This window comes from Pseudomonas abietaniphila (genome assembly GCF_900100795.1).
GTDB lineage: Bacteria > Pseudomonadota > Gammaproteobacteria > Pseudomonadales > Pseudomonadaceae > Aquipseudomonas > Aquipseudomonas abietaniphila.
Genome location: NZ_FNCO01000007.1, coordinates 285,019 through 305,856 on the forward strand (window position 1 = coordinate 285,019; position 20,838 = coordinate 305,856).

Consider the following 20,838-nt stretch of genomic DNA (forward strand, 5'->3'; position numbering starts at 1 on the left):
GTTGAACTGACCCCCAAAAGTTGGACACCTAGGCCGCCCCCAAATCAACCCCATAAAAAAACCGCCCCTGACAGGCGGTTTTTTTATTTGAAACACAAAAAGCGAATCAACGCTCCAGCAGAATCCGCAACATACGACGCAACGGCTCAGCGGCACCCCACAACAACTGGTCACCCACCGTAAACGCGCCCAGGTACTGCGAACCCATGTTCAGCTTGCGCAGACGGCCTACCGGAATGTTCAACGTGCCGGTCACCGACGTCGGGCTCAGTTCCTGGATGCTCGCCTCACGGTTGTTCGGCACCAGCTTCACCCACGGGTTGTGCTGGCTGATCATGCCTTCGATGTCCGCGATCGGCACATCCTTGTTCAGCTTGATGGTCAGCGCCTGGCTGTGGCAACGCATGGCGCCGATGCGCACGCAGATACCGTCGACCGGAATCGGGCTTTTGAAGCGGCCCAGGATCTTGTTGGTCTCCGCCTGGCCTTTCCACTCTTCGCGGCTCTGACCGTTCGGCAGTTCCTTGTCGATCCAGGGGATCAGGCTGCCCGCCAGTGGTACACCGAAGTTCTCGGTCGGGAAGCTGTCGCCGCGCATGGCTTCGGCCACTTTGCGGTCGATGTCCAGAATCGCGCTGGCAGGGTTCGCCAGTTCGTCCGCCACCGACGCATTGATCGCGCCCATTTGCTTGATCAGCTCACGCATGTTCTGCGCGCCGGCACCAGAGGCCGCCTGATACGTCATGACGTTCATCCATTCGACCAGACCGGCTTCGAACAGGCCGCCCAGCCCCATCAGCATCAGGCTGACGGTACAGTTGCCGCCGATGTAATTCTTGGTGCCGGCATCCAGCTGCTGGTCGATGACCTTGCGGTTGACCGGGTCAAGGATGATCACCGCGTCGTCCTGCATGCGCAGGGCCGAGGCCGCGTCGATCCAGTAACCCTGCCAGCCGGCTTCGCGCAGCTTCGGGAACACCTCGTTGGTGTAGTCGCCGCCCTGGCAGGTCAGTACCACGTCCAGAGTCTTGAGCTCGTCAATGCTGTAGGCATCCTTCAACGGCGCAATGTCCTTGCCCACCGACGGACCTTGTCCGCCGACGTTGGAGGTGGTGAAAAAAACCGGCTCAATGAGATCGAAATCCTGCTCTTCCAGCATGCGCTGCATGAGCACGGAACCAACCATACCGCGCCAACCGACCAGACCTACACGTTTCATCGCAACTACACCTTAATTAAAAGTGGGGCCCCTTCTCGCAGAGAGCCTTTGGACTCGATCTTGCGGCAGTGGGCCCGAGATATTACAGATTGCGCAGCGCGGCGACTACGGCGTCGCCCATTTCCTGCGTACCGACTTTGGCATTACCTTCGGACCAGATATCACCGGTACGCAGGCCCTGGTCCAGCACCAGGCTGACGGCCTTCTCAATCGCATCGGCTGCGGTGTGCTGATTGAAGCTGTAACGCAGCATCATCGACACCGACAGGATGGTCGCCAACGGGTTGGCCACGCCTTTGCCCGCGATGTCCGGTGCCGAACCGTGGCAAGGCTCGTACATGCCCTTGTTCTGGGAGTCCAGCGACGCCGATGGCAGCATGCCGATGGAACCAGTAAGCATCGAGGCTTCGTCGGACAGGATGTCGCCGAACATGTTGTCGGTGACCATCACGTCGAACTGCTTCGGCGCGCGGACCAGTTGCATGGCGGCGTTGTCCACGTACATGTGGCTCAACTCGACATCCGGATAGTCCTGGGCCACTTGCTCAACCACTTCACGCCACAGCTGGCTGGACGCCAGAACGTTGGCCTTGTCGACCGAGCAGAGTTTCTTGCCGCGTACACGGGCCATGTCGAAACCGACGCGAGCGATGCGGCGGATCTCGCTCTCGCTGTACGGCAAGGTATCGTAAGACTGCCGCTCGCCGTTTTCCAGCTCGCGGGTGCCACGTGGCGCGCCGAAGTAGATACCGCCGGTCAGCTCGCGAACGATAAGGATGTCCAGGCCCGAAACGATTTCCGGCTTGAGGCTCGAAGCGTCAGCCAGTTGCGGATACAGGATGGCCGGACGCAGATTGGCGAACAGGCCCAGTTGCGAGCGGATTTTCAGCAGGCCGCGCTCAGGACGAATGTCACGCTCGATGGCGTCCCACTTCGGGCCACCCACGGCGCCCAGCAGGACGGCGTCGGCCGCACGGGCACGGTCAAGCGTCTCGTCGGCCAGCGGCACGCCATGCTTGTCGATGGCTGCGCCGCCGATGACGTCGTGGCTCAGTTCAAAGCCCAGCTGATACTTCTCGTTCGCCAGTTCCAGCACCTTGACCGCTTCGGCCATGATTTCCGGACCAATACCATCACCTGGAAGAATCAGAATCTGCTTGCTCATACCATCCTCGTTTCAATAAGTGCATCGGCGCTTCAGGAGCGCCGATTGGAAAAGCGGGTGTGTCCTGAAGGGTAGGAGCCGGCTTGCTGGCGAATGCGTCAAGTCAGGCGACACCCTAGGTGTCTGATTAATCGCCTTCGCCAGCAAGCCGGCTCCTACCGTTCGTGTATCAATCAGGCATCCCGAAAGAGCCAGGGCTGCGAGGCGCGGTGTTTGGCTTCAAACGTCGCGATCGCATCACCATCCACCAGGGTCAGGCCGATGTCGTCCAGGCCGTTGAGCAGGCAGTGCTTGCGGAAGGCGTCGATTTCAAAGGTGTGTACCTTGCCATCTTCGCGGGTCACGGTCTGCGTTTGCAGGTCCACTTTCAACTGGTAACCGGGATTGGCTTCGACCACCTTGAACAGCTCGTCCACTTCAGCTTCGCTCAGGATGATCGGCAAGAGGCCGTTCTTGAAGCTGTTGTTGAAGAAGATGTCGGCGTAGCTCGGCGCGATGATGCTGCGAAAACCGTACTCTTCCAGCGCCCATGGCGCGTGCTCGCGGCTCGAGCCACAGCCGAAGTTTTCGCGCGCCAGCAGCACGCTGGCACCTTGGTAACGTTCGTGGTTAAGCACGAAGTCAGGGTTCACCGGGCGCTTGGAGTTGTCCTGATACGGCTGACCCACGTCCAGATAACGCCACTCATCGAACAGGTTCGGACCAAACCCGGTGCGACGAATCGACTTCAGGAACTGCTTGGGAATGATCTGATCGGTGTCGACGTTGGCACGGTCCAGCGGAGCGACCAAACCGGTGTGTTGAGTAAAAGGCTTCATGCTGGGCTCCTTATTGCTGGCTCATGGTGCGGACATCGACGAAACGGCCGTTGACCGCTGCCGCCGCCGCCATCGCCGGACTGACCAGGTGAGTACGACCACCGGCGCCCTGACGGCCTTCGAAGTTACGGTTGGAGGTGGATGCGCAATGCTCGCCACTTTCCAGTCGGTCCGGGTTCATCGCCAGACACATCGAGCAGCCTGGCTCACGCCATTCGAAACCGGCTTCGAGGAAGATCTTGTCCAGGCCTTCTTTTTCTGCCTGCTCTTTCACCAGACCCGAGCCCGGCACAACGATCGCCTGCTTGATGGTCGAGGCCACTTTGCGGCCTTTGGCGATGTCGGCGGCGGCACGCAAGTCTTCGATCCGCGAGTTGGTGCACGAACCGATGAACACGCGATCCAGCTGAATGTCGGTAATCGCCTGATTGGCTTTGAGGCCCATGTACTTCAACGCGCGCTCAATGGAGCCACGTTTGACCAGATCGGCTTCCTGCGCAGGATCCGGAACATTCTGATCCACCGCGAGGACCATTTCCGGCGACGTGCCCCAGCTCACCTGCGGCTTGATCTGGGTGGCGTCCAGCTCGACCACGGTATCGAACACGGCGTCGTCGTCCGACACAAGCGTTTTCCAGGCTTCGACAGCCATGTCCCACTGCTCGCCTTTTGGCGAGAAAGGACGGCCCTTGACGTAGGCAATGGTTTTTTCGTCCGTGGCCACCAGACCGACGCGCGCGCCCGCCTCGATGGACATGTTGCAGATGGTCATGCGGCCTTCAACGGACAGGTCGCGAATCGCGCTGCCTGCGAACTCGATGGCGTGGCCGTTACCGCCGGCCGTGCCGATCTTGCCGATAATCGCCAGCACGATGTCCTTGGCGGTGACGCCGAACGGCAGCTTGCCTTCGACCTTCACCTGCATGTTTTTCATTTTCTTGGCGACCAGGCACTGAGTGGCGAGCACGTGCTCGACCTCGGATGTGCCGATACCGTGAGCCAGAGCGCCGAAGGCGCCATGGGTCGAGGTATGAGAGTCGCCGCAGACCACGGTCATGCCCGGCAAGGTTGCGCCCTGCTCCGGGCCGATGACGTGAACGATGCCCTGACGCACGTCGTTCATCTTGAATTCGGTGATGCCGTATTCGTCGCAGTTGTCGTCGAGCGTCTTGACCTGCAGACGCGACACCTGATCGACGATGGCGTCGACGCCGTCCTTGCGGTCCGGGGTGGTCGGCACGTTGTGGTCAACGGTGGCGACGTTGGCGTCGATGCGCCATGGTTTGCGGCCAGCCAGGCGCAAGCCCTCGAACGCCTGTGGCGAGGTCACTTCGTGAATGATGTGACGATCGATATAAAGCAGCGCCGAACCATCGTCGCGCTGTTTGACCAAGTGCGAATCCCAGAGCTTGTCGTAGAGCGTTTTGCCGGCCATCAGACGGTTTCCTCATCAGCTTGTTTCTATGCCTTGGGTCATCGTCATCACGGTGACGATTCAAAGACCCCTTGGCTTGTGGGGGAGATGCTATGGAATATGCTTAAATAACTCAAATTCATATTTTTCATGCTTTGGATAACCAACAGGAATTCGAGATGGATCTGGCGAACCTCAATGCCTTTATTGCCATTGCCGAGACCGGCAGTTTTTCGGGCGCCGGTGAACGCCTGCACCTGACTCAGCCCGCCATCAGCAAGCGCATCGCCGGCCTTGAACAACAACTCAATGTACGCCTGTTCGACCGCCTCGGTCGGGAAGTCAGCCTGACGGAAGCCGGCCGCGCGCTTTTGCCCCGGGCCTACCAGATCCTCAACGTACTGGATGACACGCGACGCGCGCTGACCAATCTGACCGGTGAGGTAACCGGCCGCTTGAGTCTGGCGACCAGCCACCACATCGGCCTGCACCGCCTGCCACCGGTATTAAGAGCGTTCACCCGCGCTTATCCCGACGTCGCGCTGGACATCGAGTTTCTGGATTCCGAGGTCGCGTATGAGGAAATCCTGCACGGCCGTGCGGAGCTGGCAGTGATCACCCTGGCACCGGAGCCGCACTCGCTGGTGAAGGCCGTGAGGGTCTGGGATGACCCTTTGGACTTCGTGGCGGCCCCCGAACACCCGCTGGCCACGACGCCCAACGTCAGCTTGGCCGACATTGCCCGCTACCCTGCCGTGTTTCCGGGCGGCAATACCTTCACCCATCACATCGTCAGTGGCTTGTGCGAAGCCGAGGGACTGAAGCCCAACATCGCCATGAGCACCAACTACATGGAGACGATCAAGATGATGGTGTCCATCGGGCTGGCCTGGAGTGTGCTCCCCAGGACCATGCTTGACGAACAGGTCGCCAGCATTCCATTGCCGGGCATACAGCTGCGGCGCCAGCTAGGCTACATTGTTCACACGGAACGCACGCTGTCGAACGCCGCCAAGGCCTTCATGGCGCTGCTCGATGCCCAGGCGACCGTCGCCTGAGCGGTGCTGCCTACTGATCGACATACTGGCTTGACTCCCTGAAGGCTCGTGATCGCATGCCCATAACCGCTGACAGCCCACTGTTTCAACTGACTGGCCTGGCATTGACCGCGAAAGAGTCGGAGAAACACTTTGCGACCCTGTTTAACCTCAGTCCCAATGTGGTCTTGCTCACGCGCTTCGAAGACGGTCTGATCTGCAACGCCAATCGCCATTTCGAGACGACGTTCGGCTGGCCGATGAGCGACTGTATGGGCCGTACCACGCTGGAGATCGGCCTCTGGATGGCCGCACAGCATCGTGAGATGGCGCTGGAAAAAACCTTGGTTACCGATGAACCTGCCAGCCTGGAGACCCAGTGGCGCAGCCGGGACGGACGCACCCACGACGGCACGCTCTATACCCAGCAAATAGACTTGAGCGACGGCCTCTACCTGCTGAGCACCTTCATCGACAACACCGAACATATACGCGCACAACAGGCGCTCAAGGCCAGCGAAGAGAAGTTTGCCCGCGCGTTTCACTCAAGCCCGGACGCCATCATCATCACCGAACGGGACTCCGGCCGGTACATCGAAGTCAACGACGGTTTTTCTCGCCTGTCCGGCTACAGCGCCAGCGATGTCGTCAATCGCACGGTGTTCGAGTTCTCGATCATGGCCGACATTACCCAACGCACGCGGCTGATTCAGGAAATCGAAGAAAAGGGCAAAGTGCGTAACCGTGAGTTGCTGGGGCGCAACAAGGACGGTGAGCTCATCACGGTCGACGTCTCCATCGACCCACTGTTACTTGATGGCACCCCGTGCCTTTTAATCACCGCACGTGACATCAGCCAGTTGAAGAACGCCCAGGCGCAGATTCAGCACCTGGCCTATCACGACTCGCTGACCAACCTGCCCAACCGCGCCCTGCTGATGGACCGTCTGAGCCAGCAGATTGCCTTGCTCAAGCGCCACAATTTACGCGGCGCCTTGCTGTTCCTCGACCTTGATCACTTCAAGCACATCAATGATTCGCTGGGGCATCCGGTTGGCGACAGTGTGCTGAAGATCATCACCGCGCGCCTGGAAGCCAGCGTACGACTGGAAGACACCGTGGCGCGGCTGGGAGGCGACGAGTTTGTCGTGCTGATCAGCGGACTGGAGGGATCCAGGGAGGAGGTCGTCGATCAGGTCCAACGCCTGGCAAACACCTTGCGCGAGCTGCTTTCGGAACCGATGTTCCTCGACGGCCACCGGCTGCAGGTCACGCCCAGCATCGGGATTGCCTTGATTCCCGACCATGGCTCAACCCCCGCCGACCTGCTCAAGCGCGCGGATATCGCGCTGTACCGGGCCAAGGACTCGGGCCGCAACGCAATACAGATGTTTCACGCCACCATGCAAAAGGCGGCCAGCGACCGTTTGCGCCTGGAGAACGACTTGCGCCAGGCGCTCGCCCGCGGCGAGTTCAGCCTCAGCTATCAACCCCAGGTGGATACCCGCGGCAATCGCATTGTCGGCGCCGAGGCGCTGCTGCGGTGGCAACACCCGAGCCTGGGTCACCTGGCGCCCAGCCAGTTCATTCAGGTCATGGAAGAAAGCGGGATGATCCTTGAGGTCGGCAACTGGATTCTCGAAGAAGCCTGCAAAACGGGCAGAGAACTGCTGGGTAAGGAGTTGATCGACGGTAACGATTTCAGCCTGTGCGTGAACATCAGTCCCCGGCAGTTTCGTCAGTCGGATTTTGTCGAGCGCGTCGAACGCTGCCTGCGCACCTATGGACTGCCCAACCGCCTGCTCAAACTGGAAATCACCGAAGGCATCGTCATTCAAAACCTGGACGACACCATCGCCAAAATGCTCCAGCTCAAGCACCTGGGCATCAGTTTCGCCATGGATGATTTCGGCACGGGCTATTCGTCGCTGACGTACCTGAAACGCTTGCCGGTAGACGCGCTGAAAATCGATCAGTCATTCGTTCGCGACGCAACCACCGATCCCAACGACGCCGAAATCGTCCGCGCCATTGTCGCCATGGCCGCCAGCCTGAACCTCGCGATTATTGCCGAAGGCGTCGAAACACAGGAGCAACTGGACTTTCTTGCGCAACTGGACTGCCACTTTTATCAGGGGTTTCTGTTCAGCGAACCGCTGAGCGCCGCAGGGTTTGAAACGCTGTTGCGTGGGAGGTTCCTGTAACGTCCACAGAAGCGTCAAGCGGTGACTGAACAGCCTAAAAAAAGGCGCCCCAAGGGGCGCCTTTTCATTTCGCTGGCGGGTGAATCAATGCGCCAGGGTTTTCTGACCATTGATCTGGATGCGTTTTGGCTTGGCCTCTTCAGGCACCAGGCGCAGCAGGTCAATGTTCAGCAGGCCGTTCACCAGTGCGGCGTTTTGCACTTCGATATGGTCGGCCAGACGGAACGACAGCTTGAACGCGCGCTGGGCAATGCCCTGATGCAGGAAGGTCACGCCATCCGCCGTGTTGTCGCGCTTGCTGCCCGTGACGGTCAGCACACCCTTCTCGACCTGCAACTCGAGGTCTTCTTCCTGGAAACCCGCCGCCGCGATGACAATGCGGTATTGGTCGTCTGCGTGTTTCTCGACGTTGTAGGGAGGGTAGCTGCTGGCCGACTCGTTGCGGGCGGCCGATTCGAACAGGTCGTTGAAGCGGTCAAAGCCCACGGAAGAACGGAACAGTGGAGCCAGAGAGAAAGCGGTAGTCATGTGAATCTCCTGATAAATCAGCAAGTGGTTGTCTCCGCGACCCGACTTCGGCATCGCGTAATCCCAAGATAGGGACAGTCACTTCTGTTTCAAGAGTCGCTATGAAAATTTTTTCAGGCCGCTTCCTGTGCGACAACACCGAGCATTTGGCTGATGCGCTCGCAGTCCGTTTCACGACGCAAGGCATCGAACAGGACGACGGCTTCGGGATAGCTCTTGGTCAGCAACACGACCCACTGCTTGAGACGCCCCGGCGCCTGCACACGGGTCATCTTCGCCAATGCCTGCTGCCAGAACACGCGCAGCAGCGGCTGCAGTTCCTGCCAGGTCATCTCGACAACCTCGCGCCCCGCTTCTGCCGCCGCAATTTGTCGCCCCAGGTCTGGACGTGCGACCAGACCGCGCCCGATCATGATGTCCCGTGCCCCGCAGATTTCACGGCAGCGACGCCAGTCGTCGACGGTCCAGATTTCACCGTTGGCGATGATCGGGATCTTCACCACGTCCTGGATCTTGCCGATCCATTCCCAGTGCGCGGGGGGTTTGTAACCGTCGACCTTGGTCCGGGCATGGACGACGATGTGTTCGGCGCCACCGGCTTCCAGCGCACGGGCGCAATCCAGCGCCGGCTCGGTGCTGTCGTAACCGAGGCGCATCTTGGCGGTGACCGGAATGTGCGCGGGCACGGCGCGGCGGACATGGCTGAGGATCGAATGCAGCAGCTCAGGCTCTTTCAACAGCACCGCCCCACCCCGCGACTTGTTGACGGTCTTGGCCGGGCAGCCGAAGTTCAGGTCAATCACAGGGGCGCCCAGTTCGGCGGCGAAGGCTGCGTTTTCCGCCAGGCACACAGGATCTGAACCCAGCAGCTGCACGCGCAACGGCACGCCCGCGCGGGTCTTGGCGTCCGTCAGCAGTTCGGAGGCGAACTTGTGGAAATAGTGCGCAGGCAACAGACGCTCGGTCACCCGGATGAATTCGGTCACGCACCAGTCGATGCCGCCGACCTGGGTCAGCACATCGCGCAGAATGTCGTCGACCAGGCCTTCCATGGGTGCCAGAGCAATTTGCATGGGGTCACACTCGAAAAAAGTCCGGCAGTTTACGCAGTGGTGGCGCGCTTGGGAACGGGCCGAAGGCGCCGGACGTCAGGACGCTGCCGTCTGTAAGGCGGGCGCATAGCCTTCGATGAACTCAGCGGGCATGCGTTTGGGCTTGCCCGTGGACAGCTCGATGCAGACGAAGGTGGTTTGCGCGCGCAGCAACGTCACCCCGTCACTGGGCCGCTTGAGTTGAAAACGCCGGGTCATCTTCAGGCGCTGATCCCAGTCCACGATCCAGGTCGCCAGTTGCAGCTCGTCGTCCTGATAGGCGCTGGCCAGATAGTCGATTTCATGACGGACCACCGCCATGGCGCGGTCCAGACGCCGGTACTCGGTCAAATCGAGCCCCAACTGTTGTGAATGGCGCCACGCGCAGCGCTCAAGCCAGGTGACGTACACCGCATTGTTGGCGTGCCCCAATCCATCGATGTCGTCCTCGCCCACGTTCAGGTCGATGACGAATGGCGTTGCCAGATCCCAGACCATGCTCGTTCCTGCCCCTCGTTAGTTCGTTCGCGGGCAGTGTAACCAAAAGCACGTCAGCAGGGTCCGTCTCTGTCAGTAACGCCTCACTGCATGGCCGACTTGGCGGCACGCAGCACGCGGTCTGACAGCTCGCTTGGGCCGAGCGCTCGCGCCAGCGCCAGACCACCGAGCATCAGGGCAATGTCGGCCAGGGTTTTGTCGGTTTCTTCAGGGCTGGCGGCCAGTTGCGCGACCATCAACTCGATGTGCTCAGACAAGGCACCGCGAAAATCATCCGAGAGACGCGCCATCTCCCCGATCGCCGTGGGCAGCGGACAGGCGTGATCTTCGGCATCGCGGTGTTTGCGCGAGAGATAGAACGCCGCCAGCAAGGCGCGCCGCTCTTCGCCGGGAAGCTGGTCGTCTATTGTCGCGACCATGTCCCGGCGTTCGCTGAGCAACTGATTGAACGCCTCGAGCATCAAGGCTTCCTTGCTGTCGAAGTGCGCGTAGAAACCACCCACTGTCAGCCCCGCCGCGCCCATGATTTCGTTGACGCTGGGCTCGACAGGCCCGCGCGCAATCAGCGCGACGCTGGCCGCATTGAGAATGCGTTCGCGGGTTTGTGCTTTCTTATCGTTCATGTCCGCCTCCGGGATGATGGCAGTAATATTATCTGCATCATGCGGGATGGCAAGTCGCGATGTGAACCCACTGATCCGTGGTCATCAAAAGCGTGGTCGTCAAAGGAGGGACGGGAAAATAAAACCCCAGAAAAACAAAAGGGCCATTCAATAATCGAATGACCCTTGGTCTCGCAGAGCGAGAAATCGTGGCGTCCCCTAGGGGACTCGAACCCCTGTTACCGCCGTGAAAGGGCGGTGTCCTAGGCCACTAGACGAAGGGGACGCAAAACCTTCGGTCAGGTTCGTTATAAACATCATCAACGAACCCTGGCAAATTTGGTGGAGCTAAGCGGGATCGAACCGCTGACCTCCTGCATGCCATGCAGGCGCTCTCCCAGCTGAGCTATAGCCCCGAATTTACGTCTCTCGACGGAGATCAGCCTGTCGGCATCACTCGGTAAAACTGGCGTCCCCTAGGGGACTCGAACCCCTGTTACCGCCGTGAAAGGGCGGTGTCCTAGGCCACTAGACGAAGGGGACGTAACCCTTGTGTACCTGAATCGGTGCTGGTTCCGATTTTTGCGGTACAAACTTCAAGGCAGTGTAGCCAACCTTGAAGTTTCTAAATTGGTGGAGCTAAGCGGGATCGAACCGCTGACCTCCTGCATGCCATGCAGGCGCTCTCCCAGCTGAGCTATAGCCCCACATTACACTCTCAGATCACTTGGCGTTGCCGCCGCGTTTCTGTGTTGCCGTGTGGACGGGGCGCATATTAAGTGCGACCCACATACCTGTCAAACTTTTTTTCAACAAATTCCAAAAGAATTTTCCGGGATAACAATCACTTACCGCCCTCCCCTGAAGAATCAGGGCGTTGCTCGGCCACCGTGCGCCCGTGTTCGGGTACGCACAGCGGCCGGGCATGACTCAGCCGATGGCGCCGAGCAGCTTTTCCCACTCTTTGTTTTCTTTCTTCGAAACGCCGCCCAGCCGGTCAAGCGCCTGGCGCAGACGGAAGCGGGTCAGGTCCGGACCGAGGATTTCCATGGCATCGGTCACCGACACCGAATTGGCCTGGCCGGTGATCGCGGCGAACATCAGCGGCATGGCGTCGCGCAGCTTCAGCTCGAGGTGCTCGACCACGGCCTGGATGCAACCGGTAATGGTGTCTTTCTCCCACTGACGCAGGGATTCCAGCTTCCACAGAATCAGCTGCAGCACCTGACGCACCTGCTCCGGCGACAGTTTCTTGTGCTCGAACAGTTTCGGGTCCGGGTTGACGCCCCCTGCGAAGAAGAAACCACCCAGCGGTGCGACCTGACTGAACGTTTCCACGCGCCCCTGAACGTGCGGCGCGATCTTCATCATGTAGTCGCTGTTGAACGCCCACTTCTGAACACGTGCGGCGAACTCTTCGACCGGCAACTCACGCAGCCACTGGCCGTTGAGCCAGGACAGTTTCTCGATGTCGAAGATCGGACCGCCCAGCGAGACGCGGTTCAGGTCAAAGTTGTCGACCATTTCCTGCAACGAGAACTTCTCGCGCTCGTCCGGCATCGACCAGCCCATCCGGCCCAGGTAGTTGAGCATCGCTTCGGGCATGAAGCCCATGCGCTCATAGAACGTGACGGAGGTCGGGTTCTTGCGTTTGGACAGTTTGCTTTTGTCCGGGTTACGCAGCAGCGGCATGTAGCACAACGCCGGTTTTTCCCAGCCGAAGTACTCGTAAAGCAGAATCAGTTTCGGGGCCGACGGCAGCCACTCTTCGCCGCGCAGCACGTGGGTGATGCCCATCAGGTGGTCGTCGACGACGTTCGCCAGGAAGTAGGTCGGCAGACCGTCGGTCTTCATCAGGACCTGCATGTCCATGCGGTCCCATGGGATTTCGACTTCACCGCGCAGGATGTCCGGCACGACGCACACGCCTTCGCTCGGCACTTTCATGCGGATCACGTGGGGTTCGCCGGCGGCCAGACGGCGCTCGACTTCTTCCTTCGACAACAGCAACGCACGCCCGTCGTAACGCGGGGTTTCGCCACGGGCCATCTGCTCGGCGCGCATCTGGTCCAGCTCTTCGGCGGTGCAGAAGCACGGGAAGGCATGACCGGCGTCGACCAGTTGCTGGGTGTACTGCTTGTAGATGTCGCCACGCTCGCTTTGACGGTATGGGCCGTGCGGGCCGCCGACGTCCGGGCCTTCGCTCCATTCGATACCGAGCCAGCGCAGGGCATCGAAAATCTGTTGTTCGGACTCGCGGGTCGAGCGCAGCTGATCGGTGTCTTCAATGCGCAGGATGAACTCGCCGCCGTGTTGCTTGGCAAAGCAATAGTTGAAGAGTGCGATGTAAGCCGTGCCAACGTGGGGGTCGCCGGTAGGCGATGGCGCGATGCGGGTACGAACGGTGGTCATGGAAAATTCCGAATAGGTCGAACAAGCCGCGAATCTTAACAGGCGCAGCCCTCGCGGCTCCAGCGCCGGAACCGGATCACGGGGCAGATTCGCACAGGTGGGAACTCAGCGTAGCCCGTCCCTCACCCCGCGCCATAAATGAATACCGGATTATCACTTCCAGTCATTATTTCAACGATGGCTAGGTGCCAGACCTTCTTTGCTGATAATTTGTTGCTGATCATTTCCTGACTTTCCAATAATCAGAATAACCATGCCTGCCCAACTGAAACGCCGCCTGTTCATCTTTTTCGGGGTGGTCCTGTTGATCGCCCTCGCCTTCTTCGCCCAGTGGTATTTAAAAGGACGTTTTTACGAAACCACCGATAACGCCTACGTGCAGGGTGAGATCACCCGGGTGTCCAGCCAGTTGGCCGCGCGGGTCAGCGACGTGCGGGTGCAGGACAACCAGCACGTCGAAAAAGGTCAGTTGCTGGTGCGGCTGGAACCCGATGACTTCCGTCTGGCGATCGACCGCGCGCAGGCCACCCTCGCCACGCGTGAAGCCGAACGTTTGCAGGCACAAAGCAAGCTGACCCAGCAATCGAGCCTGATCGCGGCCAGCGACGCGCAGGTACAAGCCAATCAAGCGACCCTTGGCCGTACGCAACTCGACCTGGCGCGTCTGCAAAAGCTGCGCACGCCGGGCTTCGTCTCGGAAGCGCAAGTCACCACCATGACCGCCGACAGCAACGTCGCCCGCTCGCAGGTCACCAAAGCCCAGGCCGACGCGCAGAGCCAGCGTCAGCAGGTTAATGCGCTGAATGCAGAGATCAAGCGCCTCGACGCGCAAATCGCCAACGCCCGCGCGGACCTGGCGCAGGCCGAGATCAATATGCAGCGCACGGAGATCCACTCGCCGATCAGCGGGCTGGTCGGCCAGCGGGCGGCGCGCAACGGTCAGTACGTGCAGGCGGGTGCGTACCTGCTGTCCATCGTGCCCGATGAAGACATCTGGGTGCAGGCCAACTTCAAGGAAACCCAGATCGAGCACATGGAGATCGGACAGCCCGCCGAGCTGACGTTCGACAGTTTTCCCGGCACGCCGATCAAGGGGCAGGTCAACAGCCTGTTCGCCGCGTCCGGTGCGCAGTTCAGCCTGCTGCCGCCGGACAACGCCACCGGCAACTTCACCAAGGTCGTGCAGCGCATTCCGGTGAAACTGACCTTCGCCCCCGACAATCCCCTGCACGGCAAGATCCGGCCGGGGATGTCGGTGACGGTTTCGGTCAATATCAAGCACGCTGGCGACGACGCGCACAGTGGCCGGTGACGAGCTGATCCGCCCGGTCGGCGAGCCGAGCCGGCGCGACTGGATCGCAGTGATGAGCGTGATGCTCGGCGCCTTCATGGCGGTGCTGGATATCCAGATCACCAACTCGTCGCTCAAGGACATTCAGGGCGCGTTGTCGGCGACCCTCGAAGAAGGCTCGTGGATTTCCACCTCTTATCTGGTGGCCGAAATCATCATGATCCCGCTCACCGCCTGGCTGGTGCAGTTGCTCTCGGCACGGCGTCTGGCGGTGTGGGTGTCGCTGGGGTTCCTGGTCTCGTCCCTGCTCTGCTCGATGGCCTGGAGCCTGGAGAGCATGATCGTGTTCCGCGCCATGCAGGGCTTCACCGGCGGCGCGCTGATCCCGCTGGCATTCACCCTGACGCTGATCAAACTCCCCGAACACCATCGCGCAAAAGGCATGGCGCTGTTCGCCATGACCGCCACCTTCGCGCCCTCCATCGGCCCCACCCTCGGCGGGTGGCTGACGGAAAACTTCGGTTGGGAATACATTTTCTACATCAACATCCCGCCAGGACTGGTGATGATCGCCGGGCTGCTCTACGGGCTCGAAAAGAAAGCGCCGCACTGGGAGTTGCTCAAGAGCACCGACTACGCCGGCATTGTTACCCTCGGCGTCGGGCTGGGCTGTCTGCAGGTGTTTCTTGAAGAAGGTCATCGCAAGGACTGGCTGGAATCGAACCTCATCGTCAGCCTGGGCAGCATCGCCTTGATCAGCCTGATTACCTTCGTGATCATCCAGTTCTCCAAACCCAAACCGCTGATCAACCTGGGCATCCTCGGCAACCGCAATTTCGGGCTGTCGAGCATTTCCAGTGTCGGGATGGGCGTTGGGCTGTACGGTTCGATCTATCTGCTGCCGCTGTACCTGGCACAGATACAGGGTTACAACGCGCAACAGATTGGCGAAGTGATCATGTGGATGGGCATCCCCCAGCTGTTTCTGATTCCGCTTGTGCCGCAACTGATGAAGATCATTTCGCCGAAAGTGCTGTGCACCCTGGGTTTTGGCCTGTTCGGGATCGCGAGCTTTTCATCGGGCGTGCTCAACCCGGATTTCGCCGGGCCGCAATTCAATCAGATCCAGATCGTTCGAGCGCTGGGTCAGCCGCTGATCATGGTGACCATCTCGCTGATTGCCACGGCGTTCATTCAGCCACAGGACGCCGGGTCGGCGTCGAGCCTGTTCAATATTCTGCGTAATCTCGGGGGCGCCATCGGCATTGCCTTGCTGGCGACCCTGCTGGATGCCCGGACCAAGACCTACTTCGACTACTTGCGAGAGTCCATCTCCCCCGCCAACCCGCAAGTCGCCGAACGCATGGCACAGCTCACGGACCGATTGGGCAACGAGACGGCAGCGCTGGGCAAGCTCAGCGAAATCGCCCACCAGCAGGCGGCGATCATGGCCTACAACGATGCGTTTCATTTTGTCGGGATCGCGCTGGGGATCAGCATGGTGGCGGTGTTGTTGACCAAGAAGCTGCCATCGGGAGTCAAGGGCGGTGCGGCGCATTAAGGTTTTTCCCTGTAGGGGCGAATTCATTCGCGAAAAATTGATCAGGCGCCAGAGGTGCATCGCCTGTACAACCATCGCGAATGAATTCGCTCCCACCGAAAGTCCCCGTTTGCTCAGCCTGCGATCAAACCGCCAGCAACCGCTCGCGAAGCTTGGTGATCTCGTCGCGCATCTGTGCCGCCGCTTCGAACTCCAGGTCGCGGGCCAGCTGGTACATCTTCTCTTCCAGTTGACGAATTCGCTTGGTGATCTCGCTCGGCGAACGCAGTTCGGCTTCGTACTTGGCGTTCTCTTCGGCGGCTTTGGCCATGCCCTTGCGCTTCTTGCTGCGCGAGCCGGGCACGGTGGCGCCTTCCATGATGTCGGTGACGTCCTTGATCACGCCTTTGGGGGTGATGCCGTTTTCCAGGTTGAAGGCGATCTGCTTGTCACGCCGGCGTTCGGTTTCGCCAATCGCCCGCTCCATCGAGCCGGTGATGCGGTCGGCGTACAGGATCGCCCGCCCGTTGAGGTTACGCGCCGCGCGGCCAATGGTCTGGATCAGCGAACGCTCGGAACGCAGGAAGCCTTCCTTGTCGGCGTCGAGAATCGCCACGAGGGACACTTCCGGCATGTCCAGGCCTTCGCGCAGCAGGTTGATCCCCACCAGCACATCGAAGGTGCCCAGACGAAGGTCACGGATAATCTCGACGCGTTCAACGGTGTCGATGTCCGAGTGCAGGTAGCGCACCCGCACGCCGTGGTCGGCCAGGTAGTCGGTGAGGTCCTCGGACATGCGTTTGGTCAGCGTGGTGACCAGCACCCGCTCTTCAAGCGCCACGCGTTTGTGGATCTCTGACAGCAGATCGTCCACCTGGGTCAGGGCCGGACGAATCTCGATTTGCGGGTCCACCAGGCCGGTCGGACGCACCACTTGCTCGACCACTCGCCCGGCGTGCTCCCCTTCGTACGGGCCCGGTGTTGCGGACACGAAAATCGTCTGCGGGCTGACGCTTTCCCATTCATCGAAACGCATCGGCCGGTTGTCCAGTGCCGACGGCAGACGGAAGCCGTATTCCACCAGCGTTTCCTTACGCGAGCGGTCACCCTTATACATGGCGCCGACCTGCGGCACGCTGACGTGGGACTCGTCGATCACCAGCAAGGCATCCGGCGGCAGGTAGTCGTAGAGCGTGGGCGGCGGCGCACCGGCCGGACGGCCCGACAGGTAGCGCGAGTAGTTTTCGATGCCGTTGCAGTAGCCCAGCTCAAGGATCATCTCCAGGTCGAACCGGGTGCGTTGCTCCAGACGTTGCGCTTCCACCAGTTTGTTGGCACCGCGCAGGTACTCCAGGCGCTCCTGCAACTCGACTTTGATCCCTTCCATCGCGTCCAGCAGGGTTTCCCGTGGCGTGACGTAGTGGCTCTTCGGGTAGAAGGTAAAGCGCGGCAGCTTGCGGATGACTTCGCCGGTCAACGGGTCGAAGGCCGACAGGCTTTCGACTTCGTCGTCGAACAGCTCGATGCGAATGGCTTCCAGGTCTGATTCCGCCGGAAAGATGTCGATCACGTCACCGCGCACGCGGAAGGTGGCACGGGCAAAATCCATGTCGTTGCGGGTGTATTGCAGGTCAGCCAGACGGCGCAGCAAGGCGCGCTGGTCGAGTTTGTCGCCACGGTCGACGTGCAGCACCATGCGCAGGTAGGTTTCCGGGCTGCCCAGACCGTAGATGCACGACACCGTCGTGACGATGATGGCGTCCTTGCGCTCCAGCAACGCCTTGGTGGCCGACAACCGCATCTGCTCGATGTGGTCGTTGATCGACGCGTCCTTCTCGATGAAGGTGTCGGACGACGGCACATAGGCTTCCGGCTGGTAGTAGTCGTAGTAGGACACGAAGTATTCAACGGCATTGTTGGGGAAGAAGGCCTTGAATTCGCCATACAACTGAGCCGCCAGCGTCTTGTTCGGCGCCAGCACCAGGGTCGGGCGCTGCACCTGCTGGATGACGTTGGCAATGCTGAAGGTCTTGCCCGAACCGGTCACCCCCAGCAGGGTCTGGTGCGACAGCCCTGCATCGATGCCCTCGACCAGTTGGCGGATCGCCGTCGGTTGATCACCGGCCGGCTCAAAACGGGTAACGAGCTGAAACTCGGACATAACCTACCTCTGTGTTCGCTCTCGCCCGAACGAGACTTCCGGGCCAGGGCGTAATGAGCGCGGACGACTGATCCCGTCAAAGGAAAAGACGTACGAAGAAAAGAATGATGGGACTACAAATGGTGGCCATAGCGCCAGCTTTCAAGCCGTCCTCAGGACATTAGTCAGCGTGACATGACTAATGGTCGAAAATAATCGGAAAAACCCGGAAAAAACCAGTCCCGACCTGTCGCCCCCGCTCGCGATGCTCTCTATACTGACTCCCCGTTTGTGCACCGCTCTAGTGCATTCGGCCGGAGCGATGCGACCCATTCACTCCCCATTCAGAGCCGCCGCAAAAATGAGCCTGTTTTCCGCTGTCGAAATGGCACCACGCGATCCTATCCTGGGCCTCAACGAAGCATTCAACGCCGATACCCGTACCACCAAGGTCAACCTGGGTGTAGGCGTCTACAGCAACGAAGAAGGGAAAATTCCGCTGCTGCGTGCCGTTGCCGAAGCAGAGGACATTCGCGTCGCTCAACACGTCCCCCGCGGTTACTTGCCGATTGATGGCATCGCCGCCTATGACAAAGCCGTTCAAACCCTGCTGTTCGGTGCCGAGTCGCCGTTGCTGGCTTCCGGCCGCGTGATGACCGTGCAGGCCGTCGGCGGCACCGGCGCCCTGAAAATCGGTGCTGACTTCCTCAAGCAGCTGTCGCCAGACGCCGTTGTGGCGATCAGCGACCCGAGCTGGGAAAACCACCGCGCCCTGTTCGAAACTGCCGGTTTCCCGGTGCAGAATTATCGTTACTACGACGCCGCCACCCACGACGTGAACCGCGCGGGCATGCTGGAAGACCTGCAGAACCTGCCAGCCGGCTCGATCGTCGTCCTGCACGCGTGCTGCCACAACCCGACCGGCGTTGACCTGACCCTGGACGACTGGAAAAAAGTCCTTGAGGTGCTGAAAACCAAAGGCCACGTGCCGTTCCTCGACATGGCGTATCAGGGCTTTGGCGACGGCATCGACGAAGACGCCGCCGCCGTGCGTCTGTTCGCTGAATCGGGCCTGACCTTCTTCGCCTCCAGCTCGTTCTCCAAGTCGTTCTCGCTGTATGGCGAGCGTGTGGGCGCGCTGTCGATCGTCACCGACTCCAAAGAAGAAACCGCGCGTGTCCTGTCCCAGGTCAAGCGTGTGATCCGCACCAACTACTCGAACCCGCCGACCCATGGCGCAACCATCGTCGCCGCGGTGCTGAACAGCCCTGAGTTGCGTCAGAAGTGGGAAGACGAACTGGCCGAAATGCGTTTGCGCATTCGTGCCATGCGTGAAGAAATGACGAACCGCCTGGCGAACAACGCGGCCGGTCAGGACTTCAGCTTCGTGGCGCGTCAGCGTGGGATGTTCTCCTACTCGGGCCTGACCACCGAGCAGGTGCATCGCCTGCGCAACGAGTTCGGGATCTACGCGCTGGACACCGGCCGGATCTGTGTGGCGGCGTTGAACACGCGCAACATTGAAGCGGTGACCAAAGCGATTCTGGCGGTTATTTAACGAGCAGCTGCAAGCTGCATGAGGGGAAGCAGATCGGTGTCTGCTTCCCCTTTTTTATGCCTGACGCAAAACACTGTAGGAGCGCGCTTGCCCGCGAAAGCGGAGTTTCAGGCAACCTGCCTTTCACAGACATATCGCCATCGCGGGCAAGCGCGCTCCTACATTTACCCGCGTTCATCCAAGCAACTGCATAGGCTCATGCCCTTACTCACTGCGCCTTCTTGCGATACGCCATCGAGTCATCAATCCGCTTGAGGATGTAATCCCCCGCCGCCACCGGCGGATACAGGCTGGTCGCCGCATCGATCCCCAGATCACAGGGGTCAACCATGGCGCCGTAGGTGGGGTCGTAGAACGTGGCGATGGAATACCGCTCATGCCCGGATTTGTTGATCACCCGATGCAACGTCGAGCGAAAGCGATCATTCGACCAGCGCGCCAGCAAATCCCCGACATTGACCACCAGACTGCCCTCGACGGGCGTGGCGTCAATCCAGCGGTTGCTGCCCAGTTCACGGACCTGCAAACCGCCGCTGTTGTCCTGATACAGCAACGTGATGCAACCGTAATCCGTATGCGGCGCAACGCCGAACTGATCGGTCTCGGCCATCGGCGGATGCGGCGGGTAATACACCATCTGCGTGCGCTGCAAGCGCTTGCCGTATTTCGGCTCAAAGAAACCAGGCTCGATGCCCAGCCCTACCGCAACCGCTTTGAGCAGGTCGGCGCCGGCCAGGCCGATTTCTTCGTAATAGGCCTCCAGCGCCATGCGCAACTCCGGCATGAAATCCGGCCACTGATTCGGCCCACGCAAGGCCTCACCCGCCAGCACACAGGGATCGTATTCCGGCAGCTCCAGCCCCATGCTGAAGAACTCCTTGAAGTCCGGCTTGGTGGCTTCATACATCAGCGCACCGCCGAGGGCATGCCAGCCACGGTGACGTTTGTTCACCGCCACCTGACGCTTCACGTCCGCCGGGTAGGCAAAGAAGGTTTTCGCCGCCGCCATGGCAGTGTCGATCACGGGCTGCGGCACGCCGTGGTTGATGATGTAGAAAAACCCGGTTTCGCCGCAGGCCTTGCGAATCGCCTCCCCGGCACGGGCGACCGCCGCCGGGTCGCCCTCGCGAACACCGGCCATGTCGATCAGAGGGAGATGGGTGTGAGCGGTCATGCGAGCTCCTGTCGGTTGAGGATCGGACAAGCTGTATAGACAGGTGAAGCATTTAGTGTGCCCAACACTGTCCTGCAGCACCCCCTTGGTCCTGTGGGAGCTGCCGGAGGTTACGACGGTGGCGAATGCGTGGTGTGAGGCGTGTCA

General features: G+C 60.3%; 15 protein-coding genes, 4 tRNA genes and 1 pseudogene. 5 read left to right on the plus strand and 15 right to left on the minus strand.

The features are described from left to right. Positions 1–106 precede the first annotated feature (106 nt). The 4 genes from asd to leuC form a co-directional block, all read right to left on the minus strand. Positions 107–1,219: an aspartate-semialdehyde dehydrogenase gene (gene asd, locus BLS87_RS15870; RefSeq protein WP_074753432.1), complete on the minus strand. Its 1,113-nt coding sequence runs from the start codon at positions 1,217–1,219 to the stop codon at positions 107–109. An 82-nt stretch (positions 1,220–1,301) separates the two neighbouring features. Beyond that, positions 1,302–2,384 (minus strand): 3-isopropylmalate dehydrogenase, encoded by a 1,083-nt coding sequence (gene leuB, locus BLS87_RS15875; protein ID WP_074753433.1) that lies wholly within the window; start codon positions 2,382–2,384, stop codon positions 1,302–1,304. Between the two features lie 173 nt (positions 2,385–2,557). After that, positions 2,558–3,202, minus strand: coding sequence for a 3-isopropylmalate dehydratase small subunit (gene leuD / locus BLS87_RS15880; protein ID WP_074753434.1), 645 nt, complete (start codon positions 3,200–3,202; stop codon positions 2,558–2,560). A 10-nt stretch (positions 3,203–3,212) separates the two neighbouring features. Then, positions 3,213–4,637 (minus strand): 3-isopropylmalate dehydratase large subunit, encoded by a 1,425-nt coding sequence (leuC, locus tag BLS87_RS15885; protein WP_074753435.1) that lies wholly within the window; start codon positions 4,635–4,637, stop codon positions 3,213–3,215. Between the two features lie 158 nt (positions 4,638–4,795). Here leuC and BLS87_RS15890 point away from each other — a divergent pair, with 158 nt between their 5' ends. Both BLS87_RS15890 and BLS87_RS15895 read left to right on the plus strand, forming a co-directional pair. After that, positions 4,796–5,674, plus strand: coding sequence for a LysR family transcriptional regulator (locus BLS87_RS15890; RefSeq protein ID WP_074753436.1), 879 nt, complete (start codon positions 4,796–4,798; stop codon positions 5,672–5,674). Positions 5,675–5,793: 119 nt separating this feature from the next. Beyond that, positions 5,794–7,857 (plus strand): annotated as a pseudogene (locus BLS87_RS15895) (putative bifunctional diguanylate cyclase/phosphodiesterase); the annotation flags it as partial. Between the two features lie 84 nt (positions 7,858–7,941). On the opposite strand, the gene BLS87_RS15900 reads toward BLS87_RS15895, so the two are convergent. The 9 genes from BLS87_RS15900 to gltX all read right to left on the minus strand — a co-directional run bounded on the left by BLS87_RS15900 (position 7,942) and on the right by gltX (position 12,988). Then, complete coding sequence (locus BLS87_RS15900; RefSeq protein WP_074753500.1) at positions 7,942–8,385, minus strand: Hsp20 family protein; 444 nt, start codon at positions 8,383–8,385, stop codon at positions 7,942–7,944. Between the two features lie 113 nt (positions 8,386–8,498). Then, the gene (locus tag BLS87_RS15905; RefSeq protein WP_074753438.1) at positions 8,499–9,458 is read right to left on the minus strand and encodes a tRNA dihydrouridine synthase; all 960 of its coding nucleotides are present in this window, start codon (positions 9,456–9,458) and stop codon (positions 8,499–8,501) included. 75 nt (positions 9,459–9,533) lie between these two features. Beyond that, positions 9,534–9,974, minus strand: coding sequence for an acyl-CoA thioesterase (locus tag BLS87_RS15910; RefSeq protein ID WP_074753439.1), 441 nt, complete (start codon positions 9,972–9,974; stop codon positions 9,534–9,536). 83 nt (positions 9,975–10,057) lie between these two features. Next, positions 10,058–10,597 carry a TetR/AcrR family transcriptional regulator gene (locus BLS87_RS15915; protein ID WP_074753440.1) on the minus strand — a complete coding sequence of 180 codons (540 nt, stop codon included), beginning with the start codon at positions 10,595–10,597 and terminating at the stop codon, positions 10,058–10,060. 189 nt (positions 10,598–10,786) lie between these two features. Next, positions 10,787–10,862 (minus strand) — tRNA-Glu (locus tag BLS87_RS15920). 54 nt (positions 10,863–10,916) lie between these two features. Next, positions 10,917–10,992 (minus strand) — tRNA-Ala (locus BLS87_RS15925). Positions 10,993–11,043: 51 nt separating this feature from the next. Further along, positions 11,044–11,119 (minus strand) — tRNA-Glu (locus BLS87_RS15930). 88 nt (positions 11,120–11,207) lie between these two features. Continuing rightward, positions 11,208–11,283, minus strand: a tRNA-Ala gene (locus BLS87_RS15935). A gap of 223 nt (positions 11,284–11,506) precedes the next feature. Further along, entirely contained in the window at positions 11,507–12,988 is a 1,482-nt protein-coding gene (gene gltX, locus BLS87_RS15940; protein ID WP_074753441.1) for a glutamate--tRNA ligase, read from the minus strand. A gap of 253 nt (positions 12,989–13,241) precedes the next feature. On the opposite strand from gltX, the gene BLS87_RS15945 reads away from it, so the two are divergent. Both BLS87_RS15945 and BLS87_RS15950 read left to right on the plus strand, forming a co-directional pair. Continuing rightward, positions 13,242–14,300 carry an HlyD family secretion protein gene (locus BLS87_RS15945; RefSeq protein WP_074753442.1) on the plus strand — a complete coding sequence of 353 codons (1,059 nt, stop codon included), beginning with the start codon at positions 13,242–13,244 and terminating at the stop codon, positions 14,298–14,300. Next, the gene (locus tag BLS87_RS15950; RefSeq protein ID WP_074753443.1) at positions 14,290–15,840 is read left to right on the plus strand and encodes an MDR family MFS transporter; all 1,551 of its coding nucleotides are present in this window, start codon (positions 14,290–14,292) and stop codon (positions 15,838–15,840) included. Before BLS87_RS15945 ends, BLS87_RS15950 begins: the two co-directional genes overlap by 11 nt. Positions 15,841–15,964: 124 nt before the next feature. On the opposite strand, the gene uvrB is transcribed toward BLS87_RS15950, so the two are convergent. Further along, positions 15,965–17,980, minus strand: a complete 2,016-nt coding sequence (gene uvrB, locus BLS87_RS15955; RefSeq protein ID WP_074753444.1) for an excinuclease ABC subunit UvrB — start codon at positions 17,978–17,980, stop codon at positions 15,965–15,967. A 340-nt stretch (positions 17,981–18,320) separates the two neighbouring features. Between uvrB and BLS87_RS15960 the strand changes: the two genes are divergently transcribed. Beyond that, the gene (locus BLS87_RS15960; RefSeq protein WP_074753445.1) at positions 18,321–19,517 is read left to right on the plus strand and encodes an amino acid aminotransferase; all 1,197 of its coding nucleotides are present in this window, start codon (positions 18,321–18,323) and stop codon (positions 19,515–19,517) included. A gap of 208 nt (positions 19,518–19,725) precedes the next feature. On the opposite strand, the gene BLS87_RS15965 is transcribed toward BLS87_RS15960, so the two are convergent. Beyond that, on the minus strand, positions 19,726–20,691 hold the full coding sequence (locus tag BLS87_RS15965; RefSeq protein WP_074753446.1) for an isopenicillin N synthase family dioxygenase: 966 nt from the start codon (positions 20,689–20,691) through the stop codon (positions 19,726–19,728). Positions 20,692–20,838 lie beyond the last annotated feature (147 nt).

Bases quoted from the DNA above. Each gene is read 5' to 3' on its own strand.
- BLS87_RS15900 (WP_074753500.1), bottom strand. From the start codon at position 8,385: ATGACTACCGCTTTCTCTCTGGCTCCACTGTTCCGTTCTTCCGTGGGC.
- leuB (WP_074753433.1), bottom strand. From the start codon at position 2,384: ATGAGCAAGCAGATTCTGATTCTTCCAGGTGATGGTATTGGTCCGGAA.
- BLS87_RS15905 (WP_074753438.1), bottom strand. From the start codon at position 9,458: ATGCAAATTGCTCTGGCACCCATGGAAGGCCTGGTCGACGACATTCTG.
- BLS87_RS15965 (WP_074753446.1), bottom strand. From the start codon at position 20,691: ATGACCGCTCACACCCATCTCCCTCTGATCGACATGGCCGGTGTTCGC.
- gltX (WP_074753441.1), bottom strand. From the start codon at position 12,988: ATGACCACCGTTCGTACCCGCATCGCGCCATCGCCTACCGGCGACCCC.
- BLS87_RS15915 (WP_074753440.1), bottom strand. From the start codon at position 10,597: ATGAACGATAAGAAAGCACAAACCCGCGAACGCATTCTCAATGCGGCC.
- BLS87_RS15910 (WP_074753439.1), bottom strand. From the start codon at position 9,974: ATGGTCTGGGATCTGGCAACGCCATTCGTCATCGACCTGAACGTGGGC.
- BLS87_RS15890 (WP_074753436.1), top strand. From the start codon at position 4,796: ATGGATCTGGCGAACCTCAATGCCTTTATTGCCATTGCCGAGACCGGC.
- BLS87_RS15945 (WP_074753442.1), top strand. From the start codon at position 13,242: ATGCCTGCCCAACTGAAACGCCGCCTGTTCATCTTTTTCGGGGTGGTC.
- BLS87_RS15960 (WP_074753445.1), top strand. From the start codon at position 18,321: ATGAGCCTGTTTTCCGCTGTCGAAATGGCACCACGCGATCCTATCCTG.
- leuD (WP_074753434.1), bottom strand. From the start codon at position 3,202: ATGAAGCCTTTTACTCAACACACCGGTTTGGTCGCTCCGCTGGACCGT.
- asd (WP_074753432.1), bottom strand. From the start codon at position 1,219: ATGAAACGTGTAGGTCTGGTCGGTTGGCGCGGTATGGTTGGTTCCGTG.
- leuC (WP_074753435.1), bottom strand. From the start codon at position 4,637: ATGGCCGGCAAAACGCTCTACGACAAGCTCTGGGATTCGCACTTGGTC.
- uvrB (WP_074753444.1), bottom strand. From the start codon at position 17,980: ATGTCCGAGTTTCAGCTCGTTACCCGTTTTGAGCCGGCCGGTGATCAA.